At 73.0% G+C, this 19,603-nt stretch carries 15 protein-coding genes; 9 read left to right on the top strand and 6 right to left on the bottom strand.

Annotated elements, in window-relative coordinates; translation table 11 throughout:
• The first annotated feature begins 300 nt into the window (after nt 1–300).
• Nucleotides 301–1,944: an ABC-F family ATP-binding cassette domain-containing protein gene (locus tag ACFYXE_RS10420; protein WP_389310970.1), complete on the top strand. Its 1,644-nt coding sequence runs from the start codon at nt 301–303 to the stop codon at nt 1,942–1,944.
• 27 nt (nt 1,945–1,971) lie between these two features.
• Here ACFYXE_RS10420 and ACFYXE_RS10415 read toward each other — a convergent pair whose 3' ends face one another.
• On the bottom strand, nt 1,972–2,709 hold the full coding sequence (locus tag ACFYXE_RS10415; protein ID WP_389310968.1) for a GNAT family N-acetyltransferase: 738 nt from the start codon (nt 2,707–2,709) through the stop codon (nt 1,972–1,974).
• A gap of 235 nt (nt 2,710–2,944) precedes the next feature.
• On the opposite strand from ACFYXE_RS10415, the gene ACFYXE_RS10410 reads away from it, so the two are divergent.
• The 3 genes from ACFYXE_RS10410 to ACFYXE_RS10400 all read left to right on the top strand — a co-directional run bounded on the left by ACFYXE_RS10410 (nt 2,945) and on the right by ACFYXE_RS10400 (nt 6,306).
• Entirely contained in the window at nt 2,945–3,241 is a 297-nt protein-coding gene (locus tag ACFYXE_RS10410; protein WP_389310966.1) for a chaplin family protein, read from the top strand.
• 57 nt (nt 3,242–3,298) lie between these two features.
• Nucleotides 3,299–4,582: a hypothetical protein gene (locus ACFYXE_RS10405; protein ID WP_389310964.1), complete on the top strand. Its 1,284-nt coding sequence runs from the start codon at nt 3,299–3,301 to the stop codon at nt 4,580–4,582.
• A 302-nt stretch (nt 4,583–4,884) separates the two neighbouring features.
• On the top strand, nt 4,885–6,306 hold the full coding sequence (locus ACFYXE_RS10400) for a PP2C family protein-serine/threonine phosphatase (protein ID WP_389310962.1): 1,422 nt from the start codon (nt 4,885–4,887) through the stop codon (nt 6,304–6,306).
• Between the two features lie 44 nt (nt 6,307–6,350).
• On the opposite strand, the gene ACFYXE_RS10395 is transcribed toward ACFYXE_RS10400, so the two are convergent.
• Entirely contained in the window at nt 6,351–7,841 is a 1,491-nt protein-coding gene (locus ACFYXE_RS10395; protein WP_389310960.1) for a hypothetical protein, read from the bottom strand.
• Nucleotides 7,842–8,075: 234 nt separating this feature from the next.
• Here ACFYXE_RS10395 and ACFYXE_RS10390 point away from each other — a divergent pair, with 234 nt between their 5' ends.
• From ACFYXE_RS10390 to ACFYXE_RS10380, 3 genes are all read left to right on the top strand, one after another.
• Nucleotides 8,076–9,266, top strand: a complete 1,191-nt coding sequence (locus tag ACFYXE_RS10390; RefSeq protein ID WP_361178019.1) for an aminoglycoside phosphotransferase family protein — start codon at nt 8,076–8,078, stop codon at nt 9,264–9,266.
• Nucleotides 9,267–9,505: 239 nt separating this feature from the next.
• The gene (locus tag ACFYXE_RS10385; protein ID WP_389310958.1) at nt 9,506–10,702 is read left to right on the top strand and encodes an ROK family protein; all 1,197 of its coding nucleotides are present in this window, start codon (nt 9,506–9,508) and stop codon (nt 10,700–10,702) included.
• 154 nt (nt 10,703–10,856) lie between these two features.
• Nucleotides 10,857–11,690: an alpha/beta hydrolase gene (locus ACFYXE_RS10380; protein ID WP_389310956.1), complete on the top strand. Its 834-nt coding sequence runs from the start codon at nt 10,857–10,859 to the stop codon at nt 11,688–11,690.
• Between the two features lie 24 nt (nt 11,691–11,714).
• Here ACFYXE_RS10380 and ACFYXE_RS10375 read toward each other — a convergent pair whose 3' ends face one another.
• The 4 genes from ACFYXE_RS10375 to rph all read right to left on the bottom strand — a co-directional run bounded on the left by ACFYXE_RS10375 (nt 11,715) and on the right by rph (nt 17,140).
• A complete protein-coding gene (locus ACFYXE_RS10375; RefSeq protein ID WP_389310954.1) occupies nt 11,715–12,452 on the bottom strand; it encodes a PAS domain-containing protein in 738 nt (245 codons plus the stop codon).
• Entirely contained in the window at nt 12,449–12,967 is a 519-nt protein-coding gene (locus tag ACFYXE_RS10370; RefSeq protein ID WP_389310952.1) for a methanogen output domain 1-containing protein, read from the bottom strand. The genes ACFYXE_RS10375 and ACFYXE_RS10370 overlap by 4 nt, the downstream gene beginning before the upstream one ends.
• A 94-nt stretch (nt 12,968–13,061) precedes the next feature.
• Nucleotides 13,062–14,375, bottom strand: a complete 1,314-nt coding sequence (locus ACFYXE_RS10365) for a low temperature requirement protein A (RefSeq protein ID WP_389310950.1) — start codon at nt 14,373–14,375, stop codon at nt 13,062–13,064.
• Nucleotides 14,376–14,527: 152 nt separating this feature from the next.
• The gene (gene rph / locus ACFYXE_RS10360) at nt 14,528–17,140 is read right to left on the bottom strand and encodes a rifamycin-inactivating phosphotransferase (RefSeq protein WP_389310948.1); all 2,613 of its coding nucleotides are present in this window, start codon (nt 17,138–17,140) and stop codon (nt 14,528–14,530) included.
• A 297-nt stretch (nt 17,141–17,437) separates the two neighbouring features.
• Between rph and ACFYXE_RS10355 the strand changes: the two genes are divergently transcribed.
• Together ACFYXE_RS10355 and ACFYXE_RS10350 are read left to right on the top strand one after the other, a co-directional pair.
• On the top strand, nt 17,438–17,713 hold the full coding sequence (locus ACFYXE_RS10355; RefSeq protein WP_389310946.1) for a hypothetical protein: 276 nt from the start codon (nt 17,438–17,440) through the stop codon (nt 17,711–17,713).
• 218 nt (nt 17,714–17,931) lie between these two features.
• The gene (locus tag ACFYXE_RS10350; RefSeq protein WP_389310944.1) at nt 17,932–19,599 is read left to right on the top strand and encodes an ABC-F family ATP-binding cassette domain-containing protein; all 1,668 of its coding nucleotides are present in this window, start codon (nt 17,932–17,934) and stop codon (nt 19,597–19,599) included.
• The last annotated feature ends 4 nt before the right edge of the window (nt 19,600–19,603 follow it).

Below are 19,603 nucleotides of genomic sequence, written 5' to 3'. Positions count from 1 at the left end.
TCGTCGCCGATCGAGGTGGATCTTGCGCATCTGAGGTACGTGCCCCAACTGCCGGCACGGCGTTCGCCGTGCCGCCCCGCCGCGGTCGGCCATGCCGACGGTGGTGGCGTGCACGCGACCTCTGCGCTTCTCCCCGGCCCTGGGCCCTCTCGATCTCAATGCCGGGTGGGGCCACCCGAGTCCGCGCCGACGTCCGCTCCCGGACGCGTTGCACTCCCGCCTGCCGTCGCGATGCCGAGCGCGTGCCTCCCCCGCACCCCAGTCACCGCAGGTGACCGACCTCATTCGGCAGGCGACCCCATGACCGCAACCCTCACAGCCAAAAATCTCGCCGCGGGCCACGGCGACCTCCCCCTGTTCACCGGCCTCGACCTGGCCGTCCCGCCCGGCGAGGTGATCGGCCTCGTCGGACCCAACGGGGCGGGCAAGTCCACCCTGCTCCGGGTCCTCGCCGGACTGGACCGGCCGGAGGAAGGCCGCGTCCAGATCTCCCCCGCCGGCGCGACCGTCGGGTATCTGCCCCAGGAACCGGACCGGCTCCCGGGGGAGAGCGTCCACGCCTTCCTGGCCCGCCGTACCGGTGTCGCGACGGCGCAGCGCGCCCTGGACACCGCGTCCCGGGCCCTGGCCGACGGCGTCGCCGGGGCCGACGAGGCGTACGACACGAGCCTGACCCGCTGGCTGAACCTGGGCGGTGCCGACCTGGAGGAGCGTGCCGAGCACGTCGCCGCCACGCTCGGCCTGGGCGTCCGGCTGGAACAGGCCATGACGTCGCTGTCCGGCGGGCAGGCCGCACGCGCGCAACTGGCCTCGCTGCTGCTGTCGCGCTACGACGTCTTCCTCCTGGACGAGCCCACCAACGACCTCGACCTGCCCGGTCTGGAGCAGTTGGAACAGTTCGTGCACGGTCTGCGGGCGGGCGCCGTCGTGGTCAGCCACGACCGCGAGTTCCTCGCCCGTGCCGTCACGCAGGTCCTCGAACTGGACCGCGCCCAGCAGCAGGTGCGGCATTTCGGCGGCGGCTACACCGCCTATCTGGAGGAGGCGGAACGCGCCCGGCACCGGGCCCGCGAGCAGTACGAGGAGTACGCCGAGCGCAAGGCCGCCCTCCAGGAGCGGGCGACCCTGCACCGGTCCTGGTCGGACAAGGGGGTCCGCACCGCCCAGCGGCGCGGCCGGGACAACGACAAGCTCGCCCGCAACGGTCGGATCGAGAGCAGCGAGAACCTGGCCGCCAAGGCGAAGCAGGCCGAACGGCTCATCGAGCGTCTGGAGGAGGTGGAGGAGCCGCGCAAGGAGTGGCAGCTGCGCCTGCGGATCGCGGCGGCGCCCCGTTCCGGCACGGTCGTCGCCACGCTGAGGGACGCCACCGTGCGGCGCGGCGGGTTCACGCTGGGGCCCGTCACGCTGCAGATCGACTGGGCGGACCGTGTCGCGATCACCGGCGCGAACGGCACGGGCAAAACGACGCTGCTGGACGCCCTCCTCGGCCGTGTCCCACTCGCCGTCGGCCACCAGGCGCTCGGCTCGAGGGTGGTGGTCGGCGAGATCGACCAGGCACGCGCCCTCTTCCACGGGGCCGCGTCACTCCTCGACGCGTACCGGTCCGCGGTCCCCGGGACGGAACCCGCCGAAGTCCGTACCCTGCTCGCGAAGTTCGGCCTGGGCGCCGACCACGTGCTGCGGCCGGCGAGCACCCTCTCCCCCGGCGAACGGACCCGGGCCGCGCTCGCCCTGCTGCAGGGCCGCGGGGTGAACCTCCTGGTCCTCGACGAGCCCACCAACCATCTCGACCTGCCGGCCATCGAACAACTCGAATCCGCCCTGGACTCCTACACCGGCACCCTGCTGCTGGTCTCGCACGACCGCCGCCTCCTGGAGACCGTCCGGATCAACCGCCGGTTGGAGCTGGCGGACGGGACCGTCACCGACACCGGGGTGTGACGGCGCGTGGCACCGCGCCCGGCCCTGTCACCGGCCGGGCGCGGTGCCGTGCTCCAAGGCGTCGCGCAGCTCGGCCAGCGATCGCTTCTGGCGGCCGTCCTCGGCGAAGTTGCCCTGCGCCAGCCAGGCCCGGAACCCCTCACGGATCAGCGGCCACTCGCCGTCGACGATCGAGTACCAGGCGGTGTCACGCGTGCGCTGCTTGTAGACCACGGCCTGGCGGAACACCCCCTCGAAGGTGAATCCGAGCCGCTCGGCGGCCGTCCGGGACGGGGCGTTGAGGGCGTCGCACTTCCACTCGTAGCGTCGGTAGCCGAGCTTGTCGAAGGCGTAGGCCATCAGCAGGTACTGCGCCTCCGTGGAGACCGGAGTGCGCTGCAGCAGGGGCGAGAACGCCACATGACCGACCTCGACGACACCGTTGCCCGGGTCGTGCCGCATGAGCGAGAGGGTGCCGACCGCCTTGCACGTGGCGTTGTCGAGCACCGTGTAGTGCAGCGGGTCGGTGCTGAGGGCGGCCGCCTCGGCCCACGTGCGGTAGTCCTCGGCGCTCTCGAAGGGCCCGACCGACAGGTAGGTCCAGCCCCGCCCGTCGGGTGCGCTCCGGTAGGCCGCGTACAGGTCGTCGGCGTGGCGCGCGGGGTCCAGCGGCTCAAGTCGGCAGTAGGTGCCGTCCAGGCCCACCCGGGCGGGGGTCGGCCGGGGCGTCCAGTCGGGCAGGGTCTCGCCGACCGGCTGGTCGTAGCTGTTCAAAGGTGGTGTCACCGGATCTCCAGGGTGCTGGTCTGCCCCGCCAGGCTACGGCCCGTCGATCACCACGGGACGATCGCCCGGCCTTCGTACGTGTCGAAACCCGGTCCACTTCTCGTACGTGTCGAAACCCGCCCCACTTCGTTGATCGACATGCTGCCCGGGGTCACCCGGGCGGCGCGGTCTGCGGGAGCACCGGGACACGGTCCCGCACGGAGCGGGACACGATCCCGCACGAAGGAGGAGCGCGATGGGCGTGGAGACGTGGAACGGCGGCGGACGGGCCGGCCGGGCGGCGGTGCTGGGCGCGGTGGCCGGGGTGGCGTTGCTCCCGGCCGGTGCCGCCCACGCGAACGTGATCGGGGTGGGGAACGCGGCGTTCGGCAACACCTGCGCCAGTCAGGGCGGCGCTCGGAGCACCGGTGCCACGGTCGCCGGCAGCGGTCTGGCGAACGGCAACCAGGTCGGCCTGCCCCTGGACCTGCCGCGCAATCACTGCGGGAACAGCGGCATCGTCTGCACCGCGGTGTTCATGGCGAGTGTGTGAGCCGACCGGTCGGCAGGACGTGCAGGACATGACGTGCAGGACATAGAGGAGCCACACGTGGGCGGAGCAGCGGCAGAGACGACGTCGGGACGGCGCGCGGTCGACGCGCTGCTGTCCCTGAGCGGGCGGACCATGCCGCTGCTGCGCGAGTGGGTGGGCTCCGATCCCGACTGCGGGGTGGGCCGGGCCCTGCTGGCGCTGGCGACCGGTGACCGGTGGGACGACGCCACGCTCAAGGAACAGCTGGCGACGGCGCACCGGAACGCGCTGGCCGTGGGCGAGCAGGAGGCGAGCCTCGTCTACGGGGTGTTCCTCCACACGCATCGGCAGTACCGGATGACGGCCGATCATCTGGTGGAGCACTTCGCCCGGTGGCCCGGCGACAAGCTGGCCGGACTCCTGCTGGGCGCGTTCACCGCCTGCGGGGACGCCGCCTACCGTGCGCACGGGGAGGAACTGACGGAGCGGCAGGCGGCCGTGGCCGGCCCGGACGACTGGGCGTGGACGAGCTGGCTGGCGGCGACCAGGGCCGAGCAGGGGCGGGCGCCGGAAGCACACGAGCTGGCCGAGCGGGCGCTGGAGCTGCATCCCCGCTCGGGGGTGGCCGTGCACGCCTACGCGCACGCGGCCCACGAGCTGGGCATCGGCGCCGACTGCGCCGACTTCCTGGACCGGTGGCTGCGGGCGGACCCGGGGGCGGTGCAGTCGCGGCACCTGAACTGGCACGCCGCCCTGCAGTCCGTCGCCTGCGGCGACTTCCCCGACGCACGCCGACGCGCGGACATGGCGCTGGCCGCCACCGACGTCGGCATGCGGGCGGCGACGAACTGGCGTCTGCTCCTGGTCGGGCAGACGCCGGCCGGCCGGAGCGATCCGGATCAGGTGCGGGCGCTGCTGGCCGCTCCGGGTGGGACGGCGGAGGTCTTCCACACCTTCAACCTCGCCCTGGCCCTGGCCGTCGAGGCGGCGACCGAGGACCTGCACCTTCTGGCCGACCGGTGTGCCGCCGACGAACGCGCCGACTACCGGGACGTCCTGGCACCCGTCGTACGGGCGCTCGCGGAGGTCACCGCGGGCCGCTCCCGTGCCGCGGTGCGGCTGTTGACCGACCTGGGAGCGCAGACGGACCGCATCGGCGGCGTACGCGTCGAGCGCGAGATCGTCCAGGACACCCTCGCCCGCGCCCTCGTCGACACCGGCGAACACGTGCGCGCAGCCGACCTGTTGCGGCAGCGCACCGCGACGCGGCGCCACCACACCTACGAAGACCTCCTGCTCGCCCCTCGCCCGACCGCCCCGGACCGGACCGGAGCCGAGCAGTCCGCGCCCCTCCCGCTGTGAGCCGCCGGTTCGTGCTGCCGTGTCGTCGGAAGAACGTGCGGACGGGAGGACGAATCAGACCTCCCACCCCCACTCCTCCACCGGACCCCCATATTCCGCCGACAGAACCCACGCCATCTTCACCATCTGCCTCTAGACTTCCACCCTTGGATGCGCGTACCTGCTGGCCAACGGCATATGCCAGAAGCACCACCGCATCGGGTGTTGCCAAATCCCTTACGGGCCCCCTTCGGCTGTGCGAAAGTCATTAGCGGTCCACCACCCGTCAAGTTGGTCGCACCGCACCTCCACCGGAGCACCTCATGCCGTCCCATGTCTTCGCGGACCACGCTGCCGCCCAGCCGCCCGAGCGCGGCGCGGTCGACGCGCTGATCTCGCAGACGCGCCGGCTGCGCGGCGAGGTCGACGCGGTCCGGCGCGACGCCGTCGCCGACCACGCGGACCCCACGGGACGCTGGCAGCGGGCCCTGTGCGACCTGGCGGTCCACCAGCTCAACGACCTCGACGACCACCTCGCGCAACTGCGGGACGGCCCCCCGCGGGCGGGCGCGGAATCCGCGGTCCCGGACGACCCGGCGGCGGCACAGGAACCGCGCCACGGCTCGCTCCTCAGCCGCGTCGGCAGCGCCGAGTGGAACCTGCTGACCGACGAGGCCAGTTGGTCCGGCGAGCTCTACGAGATCCTCGGCCGCGACCCGGCCGCTCCCCCGCTCTCCCTGGACGAACTCCCCTCCTTGATCCACCCCGACGACCAGCCCCTGCTGACCGCGATGGTCACGGACTGCCTCATCGACGGAAAGCCCATCGACGGCGAATTCCGCGTCCGGCGCACCGACGCGCGCGTGCGCCAGGTGCACATGATGGGCGAGCCCGTGCTCGCCGCCGACGGCTCCACCGCTTCCATGTGGGCCGTCCTGCGGGACGTCAGCGAGCTGCGCCGCAGCCAGCGCGTGCTGAGCGAGAGCCGCGACTCACTGCAGCGCCACCGCGACATCGCCCGGACCGAGCACCGCCTCGCGGTCGAACTGCAGGAATCGGTCCTGCCGCCCTGGCGCGACACACTCCACTTTCCGCACGGCGGCCCGGCCCGGCTCGACCTCGCCGCCCAGTACCTCCCTTCCTCGACCGGCGCCCGCATCGGCGGGGACTGGTACGACGCCATGGAACTGCCCGACGGCCACGCCCTGCTGAGCGTCGGCGACCTCACCGGACACGGCGTCGCCGTCACCTCCGGCATGGCGATGCTGCTCGGCGCCCTGCGCGGCATGGCCGTCGCCGGCGCACCACCGGGCCGGCTCATGGGCTGGCTGAACCAGTTGCTCGACCAGACCGTCCAGCCGGCCCTCGGCAGCGCCGTCTGCTGCCGCTACGACCCGGACACGCGCAGGCTCACCTGGGCCCAGGCCGAGCACCCCGCCCCGCTGCTGTTCCGCGCCGGGACAGGCCGCGCGCTGACGCCGCCGAGCGGCGTGCTCCTAGGCGCCACCTCCGGAGCGGCCTACGAGCAGGCCGACGAGCACTTACGGCCCGGCGACGTGGTCCTCCTGCACACCGACGGCCTGGTGCCACGGCGCGACAGAGCCACGGCGACGAACCTGCTGCTCTCCCTCGCACCCCGCATCGGCGAAGCGCACACGGCACAGGAGTGCCTGCGGACCGTCGTCGACGCGTTCGGCGAGGCCCCGCGCGAGGACGACGCCTGCCTGCTGGTCGCGCGGATCTGAAGCCCTTCGGCCCGAGTTCGGCCCGAGGTCCCTTACGCCTCGCCTTACGCCCTCGCCGTCCTTCCCGCTCCCTTGCCCTTGGGCAGCGCGTGCTTGATCTCCTCGCGCAGGTCCTGGATCTTCGGGTAGCCGGAATACTGCGCGGTCAGCCGGTACATCTGGCGCAGCCGGTCCCAGGTGCGGTGCGAGGAGTTCGCCCGCATCGACATCAGCGCCAACCGCGCGTACCGGTCGGCCTGTTCGGGGTCGTCGGCGATGAAGCAGGCCGACGCCAGCGAGATGTAGTCGAAGATCTGCGAACGGTCGCGGTTCTTCGCACGCAGCTCGATGGCCTCCTTCGCGTGCCGCTGCGCGGCGTTCGCCGCGGACGCCTCGTGATCGGCGAGGGTGCGGTACGCCAGGGCCTGCATCCCGTGCAGGTCCGCCTCGTCGAACATCTGCATCCAGCTCGGCGGCGGCACATCCCCCTTGTCGGACACGAAGAGGTCCTCGGCGAGGCCCAGGGTGCGCCGCATCGCCTGGCCGCGGCCCATCGAGGCGTGCGCCCACGCCTCGATGGTGTACAGCATCGCCCGGGTGCGGGGCAGGGCCTCCTCGCCCGCGCCCGACGTGGCGAGCTTCATCAGGTCCAGCGCCTCGTCCGGCTTGCCGAGGTGCACCATCTGGCGCGCGGCGCGGGACAGCGCCTCCCCCGCGCGCGGCCGGTCGCCGCCCTCGCGGGCCGCGTGCGCGGCGATGACGAAGTACTTCTGCGCCGTGGGCTCGAGGCCGACGTCGTGGGACATCCAGCCGGCGAGCACGGCGAGATTGGCGGCGACGCCCCACAGGCGCCGCTGCAGATGGTCGGGGTGCCGGTAGGCGAGCATGCCGCCCACCTCGTTGAGCTGGCCGACCACCGCCTTGCGCTGCAGCCCGCCGCCGCGGGCCGCGTCCCAGGCGCGGAACACTTCGACCGAGCGCTCCAGTTCCTCGATCTCCTGGGACCCGATGGGGGCGGCCTCGTAGCGGTCGAACCCGGCGGGGTCGGCGTGCAGGGGATCGTCGGTACGGGGGGCGTCGGCCAGCAGAGCCGGATCGGTCTGCAGCCAGTCGTGCATGGCGCTGCTGAGTGCGGAGCCTGCGGCAAGCGCAGCGCCCGCGCCCACCAAGCCGCGTCGGTTGAGCATGAGGTCCATTCCCGTGAATTCGGTGAGGACCGCAGCCGTCCGCTCGGGCGCCCACGGCATGCCGTCGGGGTGCTCCACACTCCCGTCGCCACGCCTTTTGCCTACGCGCCCGTGCCGGACCAGGCCTAGATCCTCAGTGGTCACGACACGGCCGAGACGCTCGGTGAACAGGACCGCCAGCACCCGCGGCACCGGATCGCGCGGGATCTCTCCCATGTCGATCCACCGCCGCACCCGCGAGGTGTCGGTCGCCAGCTGGGGGTGGCCCATGGCCGCCGCCTGCCGGTTGACCAGCCTCGCGAGCTCCCCCTTGGACCAGCCGGCCAGGCCGAACAGGTCCGAAAGGCGGGTGTTGGGTTGTCCGTTCACGTCAAGCCCCCAGGTTCTCGGCTGAGTTGACAGTAACCCTCTGTCAGTTGCTGAGCGACTATTCGCCAGGGTTCGCCAGGGTGCGCCACATGGTGTGCCACGGGACACCGGGTGTCAGGTAGGAATGCGCCACCCCGACCCGGTCGCCGTACGGCACTCCCCAGGGTGCACCCGAAGCGGCCGGGCCGGGCGGCGCACGCAACTCACAGGCACACGAAGGGATCTGTATCGCCCATGTACGCAGCATCGTCCTCCGTGTCCGCCCCGCCCCGGCCGCTCCGTCCACGCACTCCGGTGCGTCGGGGACGGGAGCTGTCCCCCTCCGCGGGGAGCGGCCCCTATCTGGAGCCGGCGCGCCCCTCCGGCGCCCCGCTCGGCGCCGGCCGTACGCCTCGCGTACCGGGGCCGGGCGCGCAACCGCTCAGCGGGAGACTCGACTTGTCCGGCCCCCAAGGGGCGCAACTGCGCACCGCGATCGCCTCGGTGCACCGCATCTGTCCCGAGTTCAACCCGGTGCAGGTGCTCCGCCGCAGCGGCCGCACCGTCCTGCTCGTCGGCACGGCGGGGCGCAGCACCGCCGTCGCCAAGTGTCTGCTCGACCCCACGCCTCTGTGGGCGGAGCGCATCAGGCACGAGATAGCGGCCTACCGTTCGTTCGTCCGCCACCGCCCGCCGGTCCGGGCGCCACGACTCATCGCCGCCGACCCCGAGGACTGCACCCTCGTGATCGAGCGGATGCCGGGCCGGGTGGCGGCCCTGCACCGGCACCCCGCCGAGGCTCCCCCGCGGGCCGACATCCGGGCGGCCCTCGGCTCCGTCTGCCGGCTCAACCAGTGGCGGCCGCCCGCCGACATGTTCGGCAGGCCGATGGACTACGGGAAGCAGATCTCCCGTTTCCACGAGCTGGGTCTGCTGACCGACCGGGACATGGGTGACCTGCAGAAGCTGCTGCACGGCATCGCGCACTCGGTCGCGCACCAGGGCGGCGGCCAGCAGTCCATGTGGCAGTTCTGCCACGGCGACGCCCTGCTGTCGAACATCCTGCTCTCGCCCGCCGGTCCGGTGCTGGTCGACTGGGAGCACGCCGGCTGGTACCTGCCGGGGTACGACCTGGCGACGCTGTGGGCGGTCCTCGGGGACGCGCCCGTGGCGCGGCGCGAGATCAGCCAGCTGGCACAGTCCGCGGGTCCGGCCGCGCGCGACGCGTTCCTGGTGAACCTGATGCTGGTCCTGACCCGCGAGATCCGCACGTACGAGTCGGCCGTGCAGCGTTCGATGCACGACGCGGCCCCGGCGCCCGCCGCGGGCCCCGCCCACCCCGGTGCCGTGCCGTCCGGTGAGGAGCAGCGGCTGCTGCTGCGGCGGCTGCACGACGACTGCCAGATGGCCCGCCGTGCCGTCCGTGCGGCGGTCGGCACCCGCTGACGGCTGCGGAGCTCCGCGGTGCGCCCGAGACCGGGGCGCACCGCGGACTTTCGTATGCCTCTGACGTCTTCCCCGGGACTATGACGTGGAGAACTGCGCCGCGTCGCCGCCTCAGTCCGTGGACTCTGATCCGCCAGTGGCCCCAGCACACTGTGGGCGAGAAAAGTGACGGTGACCTGGCTCGACGGTCGAACAGCATCGGCCTTGTGAGCAGTAAAAGTCGTCCCTAGGGTGGCGGCATGTCTGGAGCGCCGGAGCACCTGCCCGCAGCCGTGCCGTCCTCGCCCGGAGCGGTGCTCGCCCTGCTGCGCACCGGGGCCGCTGCGACGCGTGCGGACATCGCCCGTCTGACGGGGCTCGCGCGGTCGACCGTGTCACAGCGCGTGGACGCCCTCATCGCGCACGGCTTCCTCGCGGAGGAGGCCGACGGCGGCTCGACCGGCGGCCGCCCGCCGCGCAGGCTGCGGCTGCGCACCCACGAACACGCCGTGGCGGGCGTCGATCTGGGGGCCTCGCACTGCAGGGTGGCGCTGATGGACATCGGCGGCGAGACGCTGGCGCTGCGCGAGGATCCGCTCTCGATCGCGGACGGACCGCAGGCGGTCCTCGGCCATGTGGAGCGCACCCTGCACGCCCTGCTCGCGGAGTCGGGGCGCGACGCGGGCGGACTGCAGTCGATCGGCGTCGGCGTGCCGGGGCCCGTCGAGTTCTCCACGGGCCGCCCGGTGGATCCCCCGATCATGCCGGGCTGGCACCATTACCCGATCCCGGAGTTCTTCGCGGACCGGTTCGGCGCCCGCGCCCTGGTCGACAACGACGTGAACGTGATGGCGCTCGCCGAGCAGCGCCGCGCGTTTCCCGGGACCCGCTATCTCCTCTACATCAAGGTGGGCACCGGCATCGGCTGCGGCATCGTCGCGGACGGCCGGCTGCACCGGGGCGCGCAGGGCAGCGCGGGCGACATCGGGCACATCCGCGTCGGCGACGGGGACGACCCGTGCCGGTGCGGCAACACCGGCTGTCTGGAGGCGGTCGCGGGCGGCGCGGCGCTCGCCCGCAGGCTGTCGGGGCTCGGCCTGGAGGCGACGTCGGGCAGCGACGTCGTCCGTCTGGTCAAGTCCGGCAACCGGGACGCGGTGCGCATGGTGCGCGAGGCGGGCCGCGCGGTGGGGGAGGTCCTCGCGGGCCTGGTGAACTTCTTCAACCCGGACACGGTGGTGGTGGGCGGGGCGCTGGCCGCGGTCCACGACCAGCTCCTCGCGGGCGTGCGGGAGGCGGTGTACCGCCGTTCGCACCCGCTGGCCACCCATGTGCTGCGCATCGAGCCGAGCCGGACCGGGGAGAACGCGGCGGCGGTCGGCGCGGGCATCCTCGCCGTCGAACACGCCCTGTCTCCGCGCCAGGTGGACCGGGTCCTCTCGGGTGCGATCCGCTGACACCCGCGCACCACCGGCGTCCTCGCGTCCCGCCCGCCCCACGGGCCACGCCGACGCCACCCGCTACGGCACGATCCGGAAGCGCGGGCGGCAGTATCGGCCACACCGTCAACTCTCCCTGCCGTGCCCGTCGTTGTGCCCTTAGCGTCAGGGTATGTCCGCTACCGACGCAGAGCAGATCGACCGGGCCAACGCCTCCGGTCGCACGCCGGCCGTGTTCGTGCACGGCCTGTGGATGCTGGCGAGCAGTTGGGACCACTGGCTCCCGCACTTCGAGGCCGCCGGGTTCGCGCCGGTCGCGTTGACCTGGCCCGGCGAACCGGCGACGGTGGCCGAGGCCAGGCAGCGCCCCGAGGCCGTCGCGGGCAGCACGGTGGGGCAGGTCGCCGCGCATCTGGAGGGGCTCATCGGCACGCTGCGGCAGCGGCCCGTCGTGATCGGGCACTCCGTCGGCGGTCTGCTCACCCAGATACTGGCCGGGCGGGGCGTGTCGGCCGCTTCCGTGGCGATCGACCCGGCCCCCTTCCGCGGGGTCCTCGCGATGCCCCTGTCGACCGTGCGCTCCCTGATCCCGATGATCGCCAACCCCGCCGACCGCAAGCGCGCCAAGCCGCTGACGTTCCGGCAGTTCCGCTACGCCTACGCCAACGCGGTCGACGAGCAGGAGGCCCGGTCGATCTACGAGCGGTACGCGGTGCCCGCGCCGTGCGCACCGCCCATGCAGGCGGCTCTCGCGAACTTCAATCCGCGCACCGAGGTCAGGGCGGACGTCCGCAATCCGCGGCGCGGACCGCTGCTGATCATCTCGGGCGGCGAGGACAATGCCATTCCCTGGGCTCTCGCCAGCGGTGCGTACAAACGGCAGAAGCGCAATCCCGGCGTCACCGAGGTCGTCGAACTGCACGGGCGGGACCATGCGTTGACCCTCGACAGCCGGTGGCAGGAGGTCGCGGACACCGCGCTGGCGTTCGTACGCCGCTTCGTGTGACCGCGTCCGCCCGGCGCCCCTGCCCTACAGGTTCCTGAGCGCGCCGCCGATGAGCGCCTTCACCGATTCCAGGTGCTCGGGTGCGGGCGGGGTGTCGGCGGCGAGGACGAGGGTGACACCCGGCAGGACAGGAACGTTCCACCGCGGGTCGGCGGTCGGCGCGGGCGGGGTGAGGAGCAGGTCGGCGCCCGTGCAGCCGAGGACCGGGGGTGCGTGTTTGGCGACCATGTGGACGACGGTCTCGGCCGTGGTGGCGGTGGCCAGCGCGACGACGAGCGCGTGCAGATGCTCCAGTTTGGCCTGCACGGCCTCCAGGGAGGCGGTGAGGGCGACGCGGCTCTCGGTGGCGCGGAAGCGGATCGTGCGCTCACGCTCCAGTGCGCTGACGCGGTCCTTGAGGGTGAGGAAGCGGTCGCCGGGGTCGATGCGGACCGCGCGCAGGTGCACGGTGGGCACGGGCAGCCACTGGGCCCGCGCGCCGAAGCAGCGGCAGCGCACCCGGGTGCCGTCGTAGCCGCGGAGGGTGAGGCCCGCGGGGGTGGGGTGGCCGGTGCGCAGCCACTGCCGGATGCGCACGGCCACGTCGTCGGCCGACTCGGAGACGAGGTCGGTCAGCGACGCGTCGTCCAGGACGCCCGGCAGGAGCCTGGCCGCCGCCGGGTTGGCGGCGAGCACCCGGGTGTCGGCGGAGACCAGCAGCACCGGTTCCGTGAGCAGCGCGGTGATCTTCCGGAAGAGGACCAGCGCTTCGTCCTGGATCACGGAAGCTCGCCGTAGTACTCACGGCCGGTGCTCTGCTGCGTCTCGGACGGCGGGCGCAGGTGGACGACGACGCGGCAGCCCACGTCCCAGCGGGCGATGGTCTTGTCCAGCTCCACTCGGGCGTATCCCAGGTTCTCCGCGGCGATGGTGCCGAAGATGTTCGACGTCATCATGCACATCGAGGGACGGCCCACGACCTTCTCGCCGAAAGGGCACACGCGGTTGCCGAGCACGATGCGCCGGTCGTTCTCCTCGATGACGAAGAAGTCGCCGCCGAGGCGTCTCTTGAGGTCGACCATCACCGCGGCGATCTGCCCGCGGTCGAGCCGGTCGACCGACAGGGCCTTGGTGTACTGCTCGTTGATGTCGCCGCCGAGCGTCTGGCTGACCAGACTGACGTAGCCCGCGGCCTCCTCCAGGCCGATCACGTCCTCCAGGACACGGGCCAGTTCACGGATCAGGCTGCGCATGAACACATCGCGGTCGAGGGCGATGGCTGCTTCGGACGGTTCCACTGAGAGCCCCCTCGCGGTGCGGCCGTTCATCGCCGGCCTCACCTTCTGTCACACCATGATTGCGTGCCGTGAAGCGGGCTGTCGACCGGTTTGGTCAGGTACGTGCGGCCCGGGCGCCCCTGCGGCCGGCCGGCGGCGTCACGTATCCCAGCAGACCCCAGCCCACCGCGGCGACCAGGAGCCAGGCCACGGCGAGCGGATGGAGCGGGCCGCCGAAGAAGCCGACCGCGAGGGACAGCAGCAGGGGCGGCAGCAGGTGGACGGCGAGCCTGCCCCAGCCGTCCCCGGCCCTGCCGCCGTGCGTCCCGCCGTCCCTGGCCCCGTCACCCCCGGCCCCGGTGCCGCCGCCCCGCGCCGCGCGCCGGGAGACCACCGCGCCGACCAGCGCGACCGCCACGTACACGGCGAAGCTCGCGCACAGCACCCAGCGCACGCTGTCCGGCAGTCCGTCGTGCCGGTGCTCCATGGACGCCCCGAGGCCCGCGGCCAGGGCGGTGAGGGCGCCGGTGGCGACGCAGTGCAGGAGGAGCACCAGGCGCGGCGGCAGGTCGGATTCATGCAGGTTGGGCACGCCGCCGTAGCCGTGCACGAGCGAGAGCCGCCAGATGGAAACCAGCAACAGGAAGCCCGCGAACGCGAGCGCCCGCAGGGTGTGGTCCCAGCCCGCGCCCGAGCCCACCGCCACGAGCTGGGCGACGCTCTCGCCGAGCACGATGATGGTGAACAGGCCGAGCCGCTCCCCCAGATGCGCCGGGTCGACGTGGGCGAGGGTGACGTGCATCCGCTGGCTGTCCCGCTCGCTCAGACCGCCGCGACTCTCGGCACGCTGCTCGACGGCGGTCCGGCGGGCCTCCATGTTCCTCTGGAGGTCACGGGCGGAGATGCCGAGCGTGGCCCACAGGTCGATGGCCAGACCGGCGGCCCACAGCCAGTAGCGCGCGGGGCCGTCCACCCAGATGGAGACGATCCAGGGCGTCACCCCCGCGGAGAACTGCGCGACGGGCCAGTCCACCAGCATCTCGCCGCGTCGCCGCCACGCGCCGCTCGCCACGAAGCGCAGCACCACGTAGGTGACCGCGAACGCCCGCAGGTGCTCGCCCTCGTGCACGCCCGCCACCGACGCCGCGAGGATGGCCATGCCCAGCATGCCGAGCAGCATGGTCCAGGTCCGCGCCCGGTCGCCGGCGACGTTGCCGTAGACCGTGAAGCACATCCAGATCGTCCAGAACGAGAGGTACAGCAGGGCGAAGAGTCCCAGGTCGGACAGGGACGGCTCGCCGTGCAGGACATGAGCGAGCTGGGCGATGCCCGCCACGACGATCAGGTCGAAGAAGAGCTCGAGCCAACTGGCGTGGCGCTCCGCGGCGGTGGACGACGGCTGCTGTTCCTCGTTCTGCGCATCTGACACATACGCACGATAAGGGGCACGGCCACGGGGCGGAGGAGGCGCGGGCCCGCCCGTCCGGTGTTTTTCGGACGGGCGGGCCCTCTCGGCGGCCGGGCGCGGCCGCCGGTCCCGCGGGGTCAGCCCACTCAGCCCACTCAGTCCACTCAGTCCACTCAGCCCAGGATCTCGACGTATCCGTCGGCGCCGTGCACGCGGATGCGCTGGCCGTCCCGGATCAGGCGGGTGGCCCCCTCCACGCCCACGACGGCCGGGAGTCCGTACTCCCGGGCGATGACCGCGCCATGGGTCATCAGGCCGCCGATCTCCGTCACCAGGCCCGCGATGCCGACGAACAAGGGCGACCAGCTGGGGTCCGTGAAGGTCGTGACGAGGATGTCGCCCGCGGCCAGGTCGGCGTCCGCCATGTCGAGGATGACGCGGGCGCGTCCCTCGACGGTCCCGGCGGAGACCGGCAGCCCGATCAGGGCACCGGCCGGTGCGTCCTCGCGCCGGTACGCGCCGTTGAGGGTCTCGCCGTCCGAGGTGAGCACGCGCGGCGGCGTGAGCGCCTGGAACGTACGGAAGTCCTCCTTGCGCCTGCGCAGCAGCTCCTGGTCCGCCCGGTGGGAGCGCGCGACGTCGTGGAACTCCTGGAAGGTGAGGTGGAAGACGTCCTCCGCCTCGGTGAGGACGCCCGCCCGCACGAGGCGCTCGGCCTCCGCGAGGAGTGCCTTCTTGTAGAGGAAGGTGCGGCAGATGATGGCGTACTTCGGGTACTCCCGGTAGCCCACGAAGGTGCGTACCCGCTCGATCATCCGCCGGGTCTCGTCGGCCTTGCGCTCCCCGTCGGGCAGGTCCCGCAGGCGGGCGAGGACGTCCTGCTCCTTCTTGTGGGCCTCCTTTCGCCCCTGCTCGAAGCGCCGTTCGGCCTCCCCGGGCGCGAAGTTCCTGACGTTGTCCAGGAGTGCGGGCACGAGCGTGCCGGGGCGCTCGCTCCACCGCGGCCTGGTGATGTCGATCTCGCCCGCGCAGCGCATGCCGTACCGGTCGAGGTAGGCCTCGATGGCCTCGCGCGCCTCGGTGCCGCCCGGGACCTTGGCCAGGTCGTCCAGGAAGTCGTCGGTCCTGACCTCCCCCAGGAACGCCACCACCTCCGGGTGGGGGCGGACCACGTCCGCGACGTCGAGCAGTTCGAGGCCCATCTCGGAGGTGACGTTGTCGGGGGCGGAGAGGGTGAGCGTGTCCGCCGCGTTCTTCTCACCGAGCCACTCCCCCAGATGGTCGTTCAGCCACCAGGTGGCCTCCATGCCGGCCATGATCGCCTGGATGCTGAGCGGGTCGCTGAGGCAGCGCTTGTGCTCCTGGAAGGCCTCCAGCAGGAAGTCGAACAGCTCGGGGCCCGACTGGTCGCGGATGTCGCGCTCCAGGGCGGCGATGGAGGCACGGCTGCGCTCGATCAGTCCGGTGACGACGGCCGGGTCGGTCTCGAGCGGTGCGGGCGCGCCGCCCTCGGGGCCATTCCCCGCGGGGGTGGCGGCGGGCGCCGGGTCGGGCCGGGAGGGCACGAAGTCGTCGCGGTCCAGGAGGGTCTCCAGTGCGTCCCGGGTGAGCGGGTCGGACCTGCCGGACAGGTCGAGGAGGTGGGCGCGGCTCGCGGGTGCGGACAGGGCGCGGGTCGCGTCGACGAAGAGCCTGCCGCCCGCCGCGCGCATGGGCGCCATGGCCGTGAGCTGCCACATGGACAGTCCCAGCGGCTTCATGGCGTCGGTCATCATCTGCTGGTGGCCCACCGAGACGTACACGTGGTTGTCCGTGTCGGCCGCCTCCGGGACCGGGAAGAGCGTCGTGATCGGCCGGCTCTGCACGATCCGGAAACCGTCGTCCGTCAGGCACCACTCGACGTCCTGCGGGCGGCCGAAGTGCGCTTCGAGGCGCCGCCCGAGCTCCACGAGCCGCAGCACCTGCGCGTGCGTCAGCGCCGGTTCCTCCTGCCGGTGCCGGTCGATCGCCACTTCCTGCGTGCCGCCGGTCTGCAGGGCGCGGACGGCGAGCTGCTTGGCGGCGATGGTCTCGGCGACGACCTCGCCGTCGCGCACCGTGAAGACGTCCGGGTTCACCAGGCCGGAGACCAGTGCCTCGCCGAGGCCGAAGCCGGCGTCCACGGTGGCCACCTTGCGGTTGCCGGTGACGGGGTCGGCGGTGAAGAGGATGCCGGACGCGTGCGGGAAGACCATCCGCTGGACGACCACGCCCATGTGGACCGTGCGGTCGTCGATGCCGTTGCGGCGGCGGTAGGTCACGGCCCGCTCGGTGAACAGCGAAGCCCAGCAGCGGCTCACGTGCCGGAGGATCTCCGCGGGACCCATGACGTTCAGATAGGTGTCCTGCTGCCCGGCGAAGGAGGCCGTCGGCAGGTCCTCCGCCGTCGCGCTGGAGCGGACCGCGTACGCCCCGTCCGCGCCGTGCCGGGCGAGCGCGCCGGCGATGGCCTCCACGAGCTCGTCCGGCAGCGCGATCTCCTCGATGGTCCGGCGGATCCCGGCGCTGCGTGCGGCGATCGCGGCGCGGTCGTCCGGGTCGGTGCGCGTCAGGTCGTCGAGCTGACGGCCCACCGCCGGGGTGCGGGACACGACCTGATGGAAGGCCTCGGTCGTCACGCAGAAACCGGCCGGCACGCGGACGCCGTCGATCCGGGACAGCGCGCCCAGGTGGGCGCCCTTGCCTCCGACGGACGCGATCCGGTTCTCGTCGATCTCGCCGAGGTCCACCACGTACTGCTCGCTCACTGCGTTCCCTCGCTGTCGTTCGCTGTCGTTCCCGGGGGCGGGTCGGCCCGCTCCTCCATCCTGCGCGGACCGTGTTCGCGCAGGTGGAGGACGTGGCCGGATGATTTTGCGCCTCCATGGGGGCCTTGCCGCAAGCCCCCCGATGGGCTATAACTTGGGAGAGGCAGGGAGAGCGATCTCCGTGCCTTCTTTTGTTTTCCCCTCTTTTGTCCTCCCGTGTCTCCGCCCTTCGCGGCGTACCGGCGGCGAGAGAGACGGACGACTCCACTGTCAGTGGCGGCTGGGACGCTGGACGGCATGGAGAGCGACGACGAACAGCTGCTGCGCGGGCGGGTCTACGGCCAGGACCACGAACACCCGGGCCCACGGCCGGGCCAGCGCTATGTCGAACTGGTCGGCGGCCCGCTGGACGGGTTGCTCCTCGACGTCACCGGCTGGTCGCGGACCGAGCTGGGCACGGGGGTCGCGCTGGCGACGGAGCTGGGCCGGTTCGGTGCCGGAGGGCGGGCGACATACGATCCGCGGCCCGGCGACGCGCGCCGCTTCGACTGGTCCGGCGACATGCCGCCATGACGGTCGTCAGGGGCCGGTCGGCCGCCGGAAAATGCCGCGCGGACGCCGCCGGGCCGCTGTTAGCATCATCGGCATGGCACGAGGCATCTGGTCGCAGAAGGTCCGCTCCGCCCGCTGACGGCGGCGCCTTCTCCCTGTACGAATCCGCGCTCGCCGTCCCGGTTCCCGCCGGGCGGCTCCTTCTGCTGCCCGGCTCCACTGCGAGCTGCGGAGCACCCTTGAACCCCACCCCTGAAGCCGTCGCCACGGCCCTGCCCGGCGCGGTCGGCACCGGCGCGCACGTGCGCGCCGAGGACGTGACCGTCGCCCGCGGGTCCCGGACCGTCCTGAATGCCGTCTCGGTCACCGCCTCCGCCCGGTCGCGGATCGCCGTCGTCGGCGAGAACGGCCGCGGCAAGACCACGCTGCTGCACGTCCTCGCCGGGCTCGTCGCCCCGGACGACGGCACCGTGCACCGGGCGGGCACCATCGGCCTGGCCCGCCAGGAGTTGACCGTGCGGGACGGCGAGACCGTCGGCACCCTGACGTCCGAGGCCCTGGCCGCCTCCCTGGCCGCCCTCGCGGCGCTGGACGAGGCGACGCTCGCCCTGGCCGGGGGCGCCCCCGGCGCCGACGACCGCTACGCCGTCGCGCTCGACACCGCGACGAGGCTGGACGCCTGGGACGCCGAGCGCCGCGTCGACGTCGCCCTGGCCGCCCTCGATGCCTGCACCGACCGTGCCCGGCCGCTGTCGACCCTGTCGGTCGGGCAGCGTTACCGGATCAGGCTGGCGTGCCTGCTCGGCGCCCACCACGACATCCTGCTGCTCGACGAGCCGACGAACCATCTCGACGCGGGCGGCCTCGACTTCCTGACCCGCAGACTGCGCGAGCACGACGGCGCCCTGGCCGTGGTCAGCCACGACCGGACCCTGCTGCGCGACGTCGCGGACCGCTACCTGGATCTCGACCCGACCCGCGACGGACGCACCCGCCTGTACGCGGGCGGCTACGACGCCTGGCAGGAGGCCCGGCTCCGCACGTACGAGAGGTGGGAGCAGGACCACGAGGAGCAACGGGCCGAGCACCGGCGGCTGGAGGAGGCGGCATCCCGGGCCCGCGACCGGCTCTCCACCGGCTGGCGGCCGGACAAGGGCACCGGAAAGCACCGGCGCCAGTCCCGCGCGCCGGGTGTCGTCCAGGCCGTGAAGCGGCAGCAGGACGCGCTGGAGGCGCACCGGATCGACGTACCGGAGCCGCCGCCGGCCCTGCGGTGGCCGGACCCGGGGGTCCGGCGGGGCGCGCCGCAGCTGCGGGCGCAGGGGGTCGCGGTCGACGGGCGGCTGGCCGGGCCGGTCGGGCTCACCCTGGACGGCGGGGACCGCCTGCTGGTGACGGGGCCGAACGGAGCCGGGAAGTCCACACTGCTCGCGGTGCTGGCCGGTGCGGTCGAGCCCACGCGCGGGTGGGTGCGGGCGGCGGCGGGGGCGCGGATCGTCCGGGTGTCCCAGGAGACCGCCGAGCAGGACCCGGAACTGACGGCCCGCCAGGTGCATGCGCGGCACGTGGGCCTGCTGGTGTCGCGCGGGGTGCTGCGCGAGGCGGACGCGGTGCCGCTCGGGGCGCTCGGCCTGCTGGACGGCGAGGCGTTGCGCACCCCGGTCGGCCGCATGTCGCAGGGCCAGCGACGCCGGCTCGATCTGGCGCTCGCGCTGTCCGGGCGCCCAAGTCTGCTCCTGCTGGACGAGCCCACCAACCACTTGTCGTCGACGTTGGTCGAGGAGTTGACCGCGGCACTCCGCACCACGAGTACCGCGGTCGTGGTCGCGACGCACGACCGCCAGTTGTCGCGGGATCTGGCGGACTGGCCGCGGCTGGAGGTGGGGCCGTCCCGGGCATCGCACTAGGGGC

The sequence above is a fragment of the Streptomyces sp. NPDC002564 genome (genome assembly GCF_042889645.1).
In the GTDB taxonomy this organism is placed as follows: Bacteria; Actinomycetota; Actinomycetes; order Streptomycetales; family Streptomycetaceae; genus Streptomyces.
Note: the sequence above shows the minus strand (reverse complement) of the source record. Positions and strands in the feature narration are given on the sequence as shown.